Consider the following 12,724-nt stretch of genomic DNA (forward strand, 5'->3'; position numbering starts at 1 on the left):
CCGGCCACATCCAGCCGGGCCAGCATCGACCACACCGCAGCCAGATCCCCGAACTGCTTGTGCTGGCTACGGATCGGCTGCCCGGCCGGCGTCTCGGACAGCTTCGCCATCACCTCCTCCGCGCTGCCCAAATACTGCTGAGACACGATGCGCGGCTTGCCCTGCACTCGAGCCGATTCCACCAGGTAGTAATAGGTCTGCTTGCCGCGTCGCTTACCCACGATCGACGCAATATATGGGTAATACACTCCAAACCCACAAACCTCAAGCACCACAACACAAGACACGCCGCTCAACCACGAAGGCCGGAAACTCCCGCTAGCGCTAGCGAGCGCCGGCCGGCACGTGAATGTTCCTGGCGCCCTTGGCATTGCGCAGGCCGGAACAGTTCACGCAGCCGACGCAGCCGACACAGTCGGTACAACGCACACATCCGACACAGGCCACGCATCGGGCGCAGGCGATGCATGCCAGGCATGCCACGCATTCCCGGACGGCGATGCACAACACACTCAGCGCGCTCGCAATCACTGCGACACTGCCCGCGATAGCCGCCGACCCGGCGACCGCGACACTACCCGCGGTGGCGACCGAACCCGCTACTGCGACACTGCCCGCGGTTGCGGCCGACCCGGCGACGGCGGCGCTACCGGCGGTCGCGATGGAGCCCGCGACCGCCACGCTGTCGCTACTGGCCAGCGAACCGACGATGGTGTCGGTATCGGCGGTGACCGCCGAGTCCCAGGGAATTACCATGCACCCATCTTCGCAGTTACCTTCCCGGTCCGGCGGCGCTCGGGACCTTCGGCCTTGCACATGGTGACGTTGGACCGGCGACGGCGCGTGCAGCCGGCCGTATCGTGACCGCAGCGATCAACTGGGAGAGGTAGCCTCCGGGTTCTTCGCTAGGCGACAACCGGATGCCCTACCACCGTGTTGAGCAGCAGCGCGCGTTCCCGTTCTCGCCGCACCTACCGCCGCTTGGGGACCGATATCCGAGCCAGGTCCTCCGCGATGACCAGGTCGCCGGCGAACACCTCGGCCGCCTCGTCGCGGTAGCGCCGGGCGTCGGTGTATCGCTGGGAGAAGTGCGTCAGCACCAGCCGCCGCACCCCGCACTCCGCTGCCACCCGCGCCGCCTGCCGCGCGGTCAGATGCCCGTAATGTGCGGCCAAGTCCGAGTCTTCGCTCAGGAACGTCGCCTCGATCACCAACAGGTCCACGCCCTCAGCCAGAGCGTAGACCGCGTCGCACAACCGGGTATCCATGACGAAGGCGAATCGCTGGCCACGGCGTGCCTCACTGACTTCTGACAAATCGACAGTGCGCCCGCCGATTTGGACCGACCCGGCCCGATGCAACTCGCCCACCGCGGGCCCTGCGATGCCAAAGCGCGCCAACAGTTCGGGCACGAACCGTCGACCGTCGGGCTCGATCAGGCGGTAGCCGATCGCATCGACGGAATGATCGAGCTTTCGTGCTTCCAAGACTCCGAACGCTCCCGTCGCCACCGGGCCGTCTTCGGCAACGGGCTCCGCGTGCACGTTGGCGCGGTCGTGGAAAATGCAGGCGTGGTGCAGCCGCGCGAAGAATTGTCGCCCCGAGGCCGGGAAGTAGGCGTGCACCCGGTGTTGTGCGTCGTCCAGCGACAACCGCTGCACCACGCCGGGCACGCCCAGGCAGTGGTCGCCGTGAAAGTGCGTAATACATAGCCGCGTCACGGCGGTGAGGGGCACACCGGCGAGCAGCATTTGCCGTTGGGTCCCCTCGCCGGGGTCGAACAGCAGCCGCTCCTCGTCCCAGCGCAGCAGGTAGCCGTTGTGATTGCGGTGTCGGGTAGGCACCTGACTTGAGGTGCCGAGCACAATCAGCTCCCGGACCGACACAGTCCGAGACTACGGCCCGCGAAGAATTTCGTCGCCCGCCACAGTCAGGCGCCGCAGGCAGAAGCTGGTGACATCCGGCGGCTTCGTCCTATCGTCGAGCGGTGACGATCAGCTACGACGACGCGTTACGGGATCAGATCCGGACACACCTGGCCGGCCACGACCGCCGCGCGGTGACCGACCCGACCAAGCGCCATGCTGCCGTCGCGGTGGTGCTGGTCGACTCCGAGGTCGGTGAGGACGGGGTGAATTCGGTGCCGGTGGCCGAGCGGTTCGCCGGCCGGCCACCGCCCGAGTCAGGCTTCGACAGCCGTATGGTAGACGCGTCTGGTGGTGCCGCTTTTCTCTTGTGCCGCAGAGCATTTCGCCTCACTTCCCATGCCGCGCAGTGGGCGCTGCCCGGAGGCCGGGTGGATCGGGGGGAAAGCGCGGTCGATGCCGCACTGCGGGAACTCGACGAAGAGGTCGGCATCCGATTGTCCGACTCGGCGGTGCTCGGCCTGCTCGACGACTACCCGACGCGGTCCGGATATGTCATCACCCCGGTGGTGATCTGGGGTGGCGGGCGGCTGCAGCCCCGCCCCGCACCTGAGGAGGTGATGGCGGTGTACCGGGTGGGGCTTCACCAACTGCAGCGCGACGACTCGCCGCGATTCCTCGCAATCCCGGAGAGCCCGCGGCCGGTCGTGCAGATCCCGTTGGGTAATCACCTAATCCACGCACCCACGGGTGCGGTGCTGCTGCAACTGCGGTGGCTTGGCCTGGAAGGTCGCCCGGATCCGGTCGACGAGTTTGAGCAACCGGTATTCGCCTGGAAGTAGGCAGCACGCCGCCGATCGCCCACAGCACGGCTTCGGTGCGCTCTTCGTCTGAAATCCATGGCAGCCCTGGGGTTTGCGAACCCCAGGGTTTGCCTCACGGCATCGGCATGACCCCAGCCACACCAAGCATCAATATGATGCCCGGCAACAGGTTCGTCACCTGGTGCGCGACAATGCTGGCCAACAGGCCACCGGAATACAACCGCGCAAGCGCGATCGGGATCGCCACCACCACCAACAGCGGAGCCCGGGTGAACTCGAGATGAGCCAGCGCGAACACCACGGTGGTTACCACCAGCGCAGCCCACCGCCCCCAGCGTCGATCCACCGCTCCCCACAGCAGCCCCCGAAAGATGATCTCCTCGCCCAGCGGCCCGACGAACACCACAAGCGCAAACACGGCCACCGCCCATGGCCAGGACGCCTGGACGCCACTGAAGACGCTGGCGACAGCGGATTTCGCGCCGGGCCCGGCGACCGAGGCGTAGAGCACCGAAACGGGCACCGTGACGAACAGCCCGCCGAACCCGAACAGCAATCCCAGCCCCACACCGTGCCACGACCATTGCAGCTTCAGGTCGGTGCGCGGACCGTTGCCGCGCAGCTTCGTGATGAGCAAGGCCAGCCCGGCCGCGATCACGGTCGGGGTTCCCACCGCCAGTGCAAGCATTCCCGCAGACAACGGGCCCCTACCGGCGAGGACGACGACGAATGCGGCCGAGGCCAGCAAGTAGACCAGCCCTACCAGCAAGAAGGCGCCCAGACCCCAGCGAGGTACGGAATCGGAAACCGGTGCCGAAAACCCTGACGGGCCGGGCGCAGCCGTCTCATCGACGCGATCTGTTTCCACGGCCGTGACGCTACCGCTTCAGGTCACAGCAGGCACGTCACGGCCTGGACGGGCAGCGGGTCCGCCGTCACGCCAAGCATCGCGCTTCGCACAGGGTCTGCGAGTCGAAAGCACCGGTGATTACCCGGCACGCCCCGGCCGGGCGGCTTCTTCAAGCAGATCAGCGGCCAGGGCAACGCTTTTCGCCGGTGCGATCAGTTGCGCGGCGACCTCACGCGCCCTAGCGAGGCGTTGCGGAGTGAGGATGGAACGCAGGTCTGCGACCAGCGTGTCTTGGTTAATGGCCGAAAACACCCGTCCCACACCGACTCCCAGCTGATTGACCCCGGCTGCCCAGACCGGCTGGTCGAGCCAGAGCCACAGGATCAACGTGGGGATTCCGGCCCGCATCCCCGCGGCCGTGGTGCCGGCACCGCCATGGTGAACGACTGCGCGGCAGCCCGGAAAGACGGCCGCATGGTTCACCACGTCTACGATCTTCACGTGGCCGGCATGGGCGATGCCGCGGAAGTCGTTGACGCCGCTGCAAATCAGTGCCCGCTCACGTAATTCGGCACAGGCGCCATTGATCATGGCAACCGTCTCGGCGGGGCGTTCGATCGGTGTGCTACCGAAGCCGAAATAGATGGGCGGTGTCCCCGCAGCCATCCAGGACAAGACCTCGTCGTCGGCGCCCGTCGGCAACTGCAGCGTCAGCGCGCCGACGAAGGGCTGCCGGCCACGCGGTGCTACCCAATCGGCTGCCGATCCCGGTAGGCAGAGTTCGTCGTAGGCCTGGATTTCCAGCATCGGTGGTGGTTCGTCGGCCCCGGGTAGCGGTAGCCCCAATGAATGCCGTTGGGCTTCGTCGACCGCCGTGGTGATCAGCGGCGACATCCCGCCGGAAGCCCACAGACGTGCCGGAAAGAGGTGCAGCGCTGCCACTGGAATATCGTGGTATTCAGCGACATTGGCGGCCAGGCGTTGTTCGTTAAAGCTGGCCAACAGCAGATCGGCCCCAGCCGTCAGGGCCGTCAGGGCCGCGCTCTTGTCTGCGCTAACCTGGCTGACATGCTCGATCACTTGAGACAGCAGGCCGATCGGATTGCGGGGCTGGGCCACGAAGTCGCGGACCAGATCCATGGCGGGATTCATCTGCTCGCGCGAGTCCGGCCCGTAGGCCACGGCAGCGAGGCCCGCTGATTCGACAAAGCCCACCATGTTGGGCGGCACCGCCATACAGACGTCGTGACCGCGCCGCAGCAGTTCGCGAGCCACGGCGGTGCAGGGTTCGACATCGCCGCGGCTGCCATAGCTTGCCACCACGACCTTCATCGCGGATACCTACCGTGCGGCGGCTATCGGATGGGCAATCCGGTCAGCGCCCGCGAGATCACCAGGCGCTGAATCTCACTGGTTCCTTCGAAGATCGTGAAGATCTTGGCGTCACGGTGCATCCGCTCGACCGGGTAGTCGCGGGTATACCCGTTGCCGCCCAGGATCTGGATGGCCTCATCGGTGACGTATACGGCCGTCTCGCTGGCCACCAGCTTGGCCATCGAGCCCTCCGCGGAGTCGAAGCTCTGATTGTTGCGCGCCATCCAGCCGGCCCGCCACACCAGCAGCCGGGCCGCGTCGATCCGGCTCTTCATGTCCGCCAACTTGAATGCCACCGCTTGGAATTCGCCGATCTTTCGACCGAATTGCTCGCGCTGGCAGGCATATTCGAGGGCATATTCGTAGGCGGCGCGGGCCACGCCCACCGCCATTGCTCCCACCGTGGGCCGGGTGCGTTCGAAGGTCTTCATCGCCGCCTGACCGCCCACCGAGGCGCCGGACTTCGCCCGAGCGATCCGCGCCTCGAACTTTTCCCGGCCGCCGAGGATCAAGTCTGCGGGCAGTCGCACGTCGTCGAGCATCACCTCGGCGGTGTGCGAAGCGCGGATGCCGTGCTTCTTGAACTTCTGCCCCTGGGCAAGGCCTTTGGTGCCCGGCGGGATGATGAACGTGGCCTGGCCGCGGGTGCCGAGCTCCGGATAGACCGACGCCACCACGATGTGCACGTTGGCGATACCGCCGTTGGTGGCCCAGGTCTTGGTGCCGTTGAGCACCCACTCACCGGCCGCCTCGTCGTAGCGGGCGCGGGTGCGGATGGCGCCGACGTCAGAACCCGCGTCGGGTTCCGACGAGCAGAACGCGCCCAGCTTGGGATCGTCGGCCGTGCCGAACATCTCGGGCAGCCAGCGGCCCAGTTGCTCCGGAGTTCCGTTGCCGGCCAAGGCTGCTGCGGCCAGGCCGGTGCCCATGATCGACAGCGCGATGCCGGCGTCGCCCCAGAACATCTCCTCGAAGGCGGTCAGCATGCCCAGTCCCGTCGGCTCCGCGGCCTGCTGCCCGAAGAAGTCGGGGGAGTACAGGCCGACCTTGGCCGCCTCCTGGATGACCGGCCACGGAGTCTCTTCCCGTTCGTCCCACTCGGAGGCGGCCGGGCGGATCACTTCGGTCGCGAACTCGTGCACCCAGTCGCGCACCTGTATCACGTCGTCGCTCAGTTGCAGTGAGAATGTCATGGCTCTACTCCTGAAATAGTGTGGTGCTCAACGGGTGTCGGCGTACTGCGCGAGGACGCTTACCGTCTGGTTGACCCATGCCTCGAAATACCGATCGTCATCGACGTTTCCGGGGGTTCGGCCGGTCAATGCCTGCAGCGTGGCGGCGTGGGACAAGGACGCGATTGCGACGGCGGCGGCCGCTTCCGGGTCGGGTATCCGGGTGCGACCAGAACGATTGGACGCGGCCAATTCGTCGGCGAACCGCTGATAGGCATTGTCGGTGATGACTTGCCAGGTCTTCTCGTCGAGATCACCGAGTGCATCGGGCTCGCGCAGCATGACTTTGAGTAGGTCTTCGCTGTGTTTCAGGTTGTTCCAGATCAGCCGGCCAGCAGTGCGCACCGCCTGCTCGACGCTGTCCGGTTGCCCCGCGTCGTACTGCTCCCGCGCGGCCACGATGCTGTCGATACGGTGCGCTACCGCGGCCTCGAGCAGTTCACGCTTGGAGCCGAAGTGCTTGTAGAGCGCGCCCGATCCGGGCGCCAGGCCGGACGCCCGCTGGATATCGGCAACTGAAGTGGCCGCGTACCCCTTGGCGGCAAAAAGCCTCAGTGCTGCCGACAGCAAACGGTCGCGTCCCGAGACGGGCATAGTGAGAGAGTACTCACTCACCTATGGTGGCGCAAGCATTCTCGTCGGCCGACCCGACGCCGCTTCCCGGCGGCGCACTGGAAGAAGGTCTGGAGCACCAACCCGGGCCCCGATTCACACCCAATCTGTTGCCGGCCAGGCCGTCATCGCGGACTCGCGGATCCATCGACAGGCGGGCATCGGCCCGGTCGCCGGTGACCAACGGCCCTGTCGCAGGGCGAACGAGTGGCCAATGATCGCCTCGTCGTGTGGAGAAATTCCATGAAAAGCAGAGTTGGGTGTTGCCGGACGCAGGCCCCAGTAGCCGGCTGTCCGGCGATCGATCCTCTAGATCTGGGCTTCTGCGTTGTACGCCATGGCGCTGATTTCGCTAGCACTGTCGCTCTTCTCCAAATACATCTTGGTAGAGAAGAATGGTTTACGGAAACGAATGTAATATCATCGCAACAAGTTATGATCGCGGTTCGGCTACCCTAACGGTACATGCCGCAGTTAGACGGCTTATCAGGATTGGCGATTATGGGTAAATGGCGTTTATTGGTTGGGATTATCTTGATCGCAACGATCATATCGGCGATATATTATTTGATCGGCGGTAGCGAAGTTGGTCAGCGGCCGCAACGTATTGGCTACCATCTTCAGCTGCCGCCCGTGCGTCTCGACGGCCCGGTCTCGTTGGAATCAGCTATGCAAAGTCGCCGGTCGGTGCGGGAATATGCAGACGAGCCGCTGTCGCTGGACGAAGTCTCGCAATTGTTTTGGGCGGCCCAGGGCATCACGCACGAAAACGGTTACAGAACAGCGCCTTCAGCCGGCGGGCTGCATCCGCTGGAAATTTATCTGCTGGCTGGCGCAGTAAATGGTCTCAGACCTGGCATCTATAAGTATCTGCCATCCGGACAGCAACTGCTGGGGGTGTCCAACCAGGACCAACGGGACGACCTCTACCTGGCTGCTTTGAAGCAAGATCCCATCCGGCAGGCACCGATTGTAATTGTTTTCGCTGCGGTCTACCAGCGCACACAGGTCAAATATGGTGCTAGAGCGCCGCGCTACGTACATATGGAGGTCGGGAGCGCCGCCCAAAATGTGTACCTGCAGGCCACCGCGCTGGACCTGGGAACCGTCTTTATCGGCGCATTCTTGGACGACCGGGTAAACGCAATCCTCGGCTTGGCGGAGGATGAGCAAGCGTTGTGCTTGATGCCAGTGGGGATACGGCGGGCTCTGGAGTAAAGAAGACAGCGAGGTTACTTCACCACCGGCGGCCTTCTGGAGGCGTCGGTGCAGCTTCATTCGCAGCCGGCGCAGCATACCGATCGCTTGCTATGCCTGGCCGCACGCTGGACGAAGAACTCCGGGACGTATCCGGTTCATGAGCCCATTGCCGATTTGGAGGATCTCTCGGAGGTCGATTTCGAAGCGCCCGCCAGTTGGGGCGAAGCCGACGTCAGAGGTGATGCAGCTCTGGGGCACTGAAGGTCGCCCTTGCGCCCGCGGACTGCGAGCGATGTCTGTCCTGCCGCGAGGGGCAGCATGCTGCATCCGAGGGCCAGCGTCCATCCTTGGATACCGATCGCCTGGATCTGTAGCGCCTTGGCTAACACGGGAATGGTGAAGGCGGCCGCGATCAGCCCCAGGCAGAGCGCCAGTGCACACCAGACCAGCCGGTTGCGTGTGACAGCGTTGCACAACACCGCGCTGCGGGGCCCGCGCATGTTGAAAACATGCCATAACTGGGCCAGTGCGATGGTCACAAACGACACCGTTGCCGTTGTCGCAGTGTCGTATTCAAGCCAATACCGGGCAGCGACGAACGCCAACAGGGTGCTTACCGCGATCGCCACTCCATAGCCCGCCATCATGCGCCACAAACTGGCCGAAATGATCGGCTCTTTCGGGCGTCGCGGCGGTTGGTCGAGCACGTCGCCCTCTCCTTCGCCGGTGGCCAATGCGAATGCCGGAAACACGTCGGTCACCAGGTTGAGGAACAAGATCTGCAGGGGCAACAGCGGCAACGGCAGCCCGCCGACCACGGCGAGCCCCACCACCAGCACTTCGGCCAGATTGCAGGAGAGCAGATAGACCGCGAAGCGGCGGATATTGTCGAAGATGACTCTGCCCTCGTGCGCGGCGATCACGATCGTCGGGAATCGGTCATCGAGCAGCACCATGTCGGCCGCATCGCGTGCCACCTCGGTGCCTCGCTTACCCATCGCGACGCCGATGTCGGCCTTCATAAGAGCCGGCGCGTCGTTGACGCCGTCACCGATCATGGCCACAACTTGGCCTTCGCGTTGGAAGAGGTCAATGAGGTCAAGTTTCTGGCGCGGGCTTACCCGCGCAAAAACCTGCGTGCGCGCTATCCCATTGGGTACCGACTCGGGCGCGTCCTTGAGGCGAGACAGCTCGTCACCGGTCGTGACGACAGTGTCAGTCGCTGCGATGCCGACCTCCCTTGCGACGGCCATCGCCGTGCTGGGATGGTCACCCGTGGCCATGACGACGCCAAGGCCCGCTCGGCGCAGCGCGCCTACCGCGCTGGCGATGTCATCCCGCGGCGGGTCACGAAATGCCACCAACCCGACAAACACCATCCCACTGCTGAAGAGTTGCTGCGGATCCACGCACGCATGCTCGGCGAGCCCGAGCACACGTAGCCCGTCAGTCGCCAATTCCTGGGCCACGGCTAGCCAGTGCGCCTTGCGGTCGTCATCGAACGGCTCCGCCGCGACACCGATGCGATCCGCCAGCGCCAGCACTACTTCGGGCGCCCCCTTCATCGCAGCGAAATACTCGTCGTGATCACGATGCACGGTCGCCATCCATTTGGTAGCGGGGTCGAACGGATACTCGGCGACCTCCGGGTACAGGGTCAGCTGATCGCCGCGACTCAACCCCCCGAGCGCACCGGCCTGTAACAGCGCGACCTCCATCGGATCACCGTTGCCGATCTTGGTTTCGACGTCGTAGTCGGCGTTTCCGCACAACACCCCAACCAACAACACACGCATGAGCTCCGCATCAGCAGACGGGTCGACGGGCAAACCCCTGGCGAGCACGGTGTTGGCCTGGTAGTCGAAATCGAACCCACCGGTGACGGTGACGACGCTGTCAACGACCATACGATTTTCGGTCAATGTGCCGGTCTTGTCGGTAAGGACTACCGTGGTCGAGCCCAGCGTCTCCACCGCCGAGAGGTTCTCCACCAGTGCGCTTTGTCGCGCCATGCGCAGCATTCCGCGGGCAAGAGCAAGCGTGGCCACGATCGGCAGGCCTTCCGGGATCGCCGCCACCGCAAGTGCGATCGAGGTCTCAATCATCAGCGGCGCCGGCTTGCCGTTGAGTAGCCCTGCTGCCGCCACGACAGACGCTAATACCAAGGTCAGCCAGATGAGCTGGCGCGACAGGCGCGCCAGGTGATCTTCCAACGGCGACCTCCCCTGATGGGCCTCCTCGACCAGCTGGGTGATGCGGCCGACCTCGGTGGACAGCCCGGTGCCCACCACAATTCCTTCGCCACTACCGCCGACCACATGAGTGCCCTTGAACAGCATCGCGGCGCGGTCATGAAGGGCCGCCGCCTCCGGGTCTGGCTCCGCGGTCTTGTGAACCGGCACCGATTCGCCGGTCAGTGCCGACTCATCGACACTTAGCCCCGCGCTGTCCGCGCATCGTAGGTCGGCGGACACGACGTCACCCGCCTCCAAGAGCACGACGTCGCCGGGCACCAACGCATCGGCGTTGACCACCATGGACCGGCCGTCTCTGCGTACCCGAGCGCTGCGCCCGCCCAGCGCTCGCAACGCCTCCATCGAGCGCACTGCCCGGCGCTCCGTGGCGTAGCCGATCGCCGTGTTGATCAACAGCACGATGGCGATCGCAATCGCCTGTTGCCACTCACCGAAAGAAAATGACACGACCATCGCCGTTGCCAGCAGGACCACCACGGGGCTTGCGAACTGGCGAACCAGCAGCATGAAGTTGGAGACCGGTCGACGTGTCGCAAGGAGATTAGGGCCGAACAGTTGTCGGCGCCGCTCGACCGCGGTCTCATCAAGGCCGACCTCCAGGTCGACACCCAATTCACCAGCAACATCTACGACCGCCGAGGCATGCGGGTGCTGCGGCAACAACTCTGTTGAAACCAATGCTGAGCCCATCATTTCGAGCGTGACATCGCAGACGCCGCACCGTCAGGAGGCAAAGGTCACACAGCTCAGCGACCACCGCCGATGCTCGGCCATCAGGGAGGTCCGGTATGCCAACGATGGCCCCCAGTGCCTGTCTTATGACTAGCCGACGGGCGAGTGCTCACTTCCGGGCGCCGCCCAGAACCGGGCCAACGTGACGACCACCATCTCGCGGGACGCTGCCCACGGTCCGGCCAAGCATTGATCACATTATGACCCTGTCGGGCCATCTCTCGTCTACACCCGGGCGCCACTGCCCCATGAGTTAGGGACCAATGCCTCCTGTCCCGACCGCGATGGTTGCCTAATGTCAGCGGGTACCGGGACGACACGCTCGCCCACGACGTGCCGTAGTCATGGGCTCCATCAGGGAGGTCCTCATGCCAGATTCGCACGTCCACCCCGGAATTGTGGTTGGTATCGATGGCTCGCCATCGTCCACAGCGGCGGGCCAATGGGCGGCAACGGATGCTGAGATGCGCAACGTGCCAATTCATTTGGTGCATGTCATCGCTCCGATGGCTACCTCGGAGGGGTGGTCAGGCCTCCCGATACTCGCCAACTATGCGGGTTGGCAAGAAGAACGCGCGTGCGAAATCATCGAGCAGGCCGACAAGGTCGTCGCTGAGGCCACCTCGACAAGCCGCGCCCCGCATGTCACGAGCGAGGTGCTGCACGCCGCGATTGTGCCCGCCCTGGTTGACCTATCCAAGAGTGCCGACATGGTCGTGGTCGGCTGCCGCGGCCAGGGCGGTGTGGCCGGCGCGCTGTTGGGATCGGTTAGCTCCGGACTGGCCCCACTACGCCCATTGCCCGGTCGCCGTGATCCACGACGAAGACGTGCTCACGGCGCGCTCGCCGCAGGCGGCGGTGGTGGTGGTGGGCATCGACGGCTCACCGACCTCTGAGTTGGCCACCGATATCGCGTTCGACGAGGCATCGCGCCGCGGCGTGGAATTGGTGGCACTGCATGCCTGGAGTGATATGGGTCCGCTTGACTTCCCGAGTACCAACTGGGCGCCCATTGAGTGGCGCAACATCGAGGACCAGGAGAAAGAAGTCCTGGCCGAGCGTCTTTCTGGACGGCAAGAACGTTATCCCGATGTCGTCGTGCACAAGGTCGTGGTGTGCGATCGGCCGGCGCCCCGTCTGCTCGAACAAGCTAAGCTAAGACCGCTCAGCTATTGGTGGTGGGCAGCCATGGCCGCGGAGGGTTCCCAGGAATGCTGCTCGGCTCGGTCAGCAGGGCGGTCGTCAACTCGGCGCAGATTCCGGTGATCATCGCCCGCAGACCTCAAACCCATTGAGGCCGAGCCGGAGCGGAATTCGCGGGGGAAGAAGATGATGAGCTGTTGCTGCGGAGTCCGCCCCTGAGCTTCGTGGTGCCGGCCCTACTGAAAGCTGATTTACAACCAGCTGGGGCTGTACCGCTGGGTCGATGCGGCGTCGCGTTGTAAACGACCCGCTTTGAACCGCACAGATTCACGACCTGACAGAAGCCCAGGCTTTGGGTGTATGACGGCCGGTTCGACACGCCCTGGTGCGCTCACGCGGGGCGGTCGAGCTGGAAACGGTCGACGGAGGCCCTTCGAGAATTTCGGGGCTAGATGAGTAATTCCCAACTGCGCGCGGAGTGTGCATCGGCTGCGCCGAGTGTGTACTGGCGGGTGTGTCCCGAACGTGGAAGGGAGTTCGATGTAGGTAGAGCTTTCCGAAGCGGTGCTGTGCAGGAGATGAGGGATTGTCGGCCCTTCGGAGTCGCCCTGCGGGGGGTGGCTTCAAACCGCCACAT

The 12,724-nt window shown here is 64.6% G+C and carries 9 protein-coding genes and 2 pseudogenes; 3 read left to right on the forward strand and 8 right to left on the reverse strand.

Annotated elements, in window-relative coordinates:
- The 3 genes and pseudogenes from EET03_RS27780 to EET03_RS27790 form a co-directional block, all read right to left on the reverse strand.
- Positions 1-233, reverse strand: a pseudogene (locus EET03_RS27780) (IS1634 family transposase); the annotation flags it as partial.
- 91 nt (positions 234-324) lie between these two features.
- A complete protein-coding gene (locus EET03_RS27785; RefSeq protein ID WP_075541257.1) occupies positions 325-756 on the reverse strand; it encodes a hypothetical protein in 432 nt (143 codons plus the stop codon).
- A gap of 215 nt (positions 757-971) precedes the next feature.
- Entirely contained in the window at positions 972-1,886 is a 915-nt protein-coding gene (locus EET03_RS27790; protein ID WP_075541258.1) for a ribonuclease Z, read from the reverse strand.
- Positions 1,887-1,987: 101 nt separating this feature from the next.
- Here EET03_RS27790 and EET03_RS27795 point away from each other — a divergent pair, with 101 nt between their 5' ends.
- Positions 1,988-2,707 (forward strand): NUDIX hydrolase, encoded by a 720-nt coding sequence (locus tag EET03_RS27795; RefSeq protein WP_075541259.1) that lies wholly within the window; start codon positions 1,988-1,990, stop codon positions 2,705-2,707.
- 94 nt (positions 2,708-2,801) lie between these two features.
- Here EET03_RS27795 and EET03_RS27800 read toward each other — a convergent pair whose 3' ends face one another.
- The 4 genes from EET03_RS27800 to EET03_RS27815 all read right to left on the reverse strand — a co-directional run bounded on the left by EET03_RS27800 (position 2,802) and on the right by EET03_RS27815 (position 6,739).
- Positions 2,802-3,470 (reverse strand): CPBP family intramembrane glutamic endopeptidase, encoded by a 669-nt coding sequence (locus EET03_RS27800; RefSeq protein WP_244232573.1) that lies wholly within the window; start codon positions 3,468-3,470, stop codon positions 2,802-2,804.
- A 207-nt stretch (positions 3,471-3,677) separates the two neighbouring features.
- Positions 3,678-4,871, reverse strand: a complete 1,194-nt coding sequence (locus EET03_RS27805; RefSeq protein WP_075541261.1) for a glycosyltransferase — start codon at positions 4,869-4,871, stop codon at positions 3,678-3,680.
- Between the two features lie 23 nt (positions 4,872-4,894).
- Positions 4,895-6,106: an acyl-CoA dehydrogenase family protein gene (locus EET03_RS27810; protein WP_075541262.1), complete on the reverse strand. Its 1,212-nt coding sequence runs from the start codon at positions 6,104-6,106 to the stop codon at positions 4,895-4,897.
- A gap of 27 nt (positions 6,107-6,133) precedes the next feature.
- Positions 6,134-6,739 carry a TetR/AcrR family transcriptional regulator gene (locus EET03_RS27815; protein ID WP_075541263.1) on the reverse strand — a complete coding sequence of 202 codons (606 nt, stop codon included), beginning with the start codon at positions 6,737-6,739 and terminating at the stop codon, positions 6,134-6,136.
- A gap of 483 nt (positions 6,740-7,222) precedes the next feature.
- Between EET03_RS27815 and EET03_RS27820 the strand changes: the two genes are divergently transcribed.
- Complete coding sequence (locus tag EET03_RS27820; protein ID WP_208649152.1) at positions 7,223-7,975, forward strand: SagB/ThcOx family dehydrogenase; 753 nt, start codon at positions 7,223-7,225, stop codon at positions 7,973-7,975.
- A 137-nt stretch (positions 7,976-8,112) separates the two neighbouring features.
- Here the strand turns inward: EET03_RS27820 and EET03_RS27825 are convergent, their stop codons facing one another.
- Positions 8,113-10,902, reverse strand: coding sequence for a cation-translocating P-type ATPase (locus EET03_RS27825; RefSeq protein WP_167470719.1), 2,790 nt, complete (start codon positions 10,900-10,902; stop codon positions 8,113-8,115).
- 410 nt (positions 10,903-11,312) lie between these two features.
- Here EET03_RS27825 and EET03_RS27830 point away from each other — a divergent pair.
- Positions 11,313-12,239: pseudogene (locus EET03_RS27830) on the forward strand (universal stress protein).
- Positions 12,240-12,724 lie beyond the last annotated feature (485 nt).

Source organism: Mycobacterium innocens (genome assembly GCF_900566055.1).
GTDB lineage: Bacteria > Actinomycetota > Actinomycetes > Mycobacteriales > Mycobacteriaceae > Mycobacterium > Mycobacterium innocens.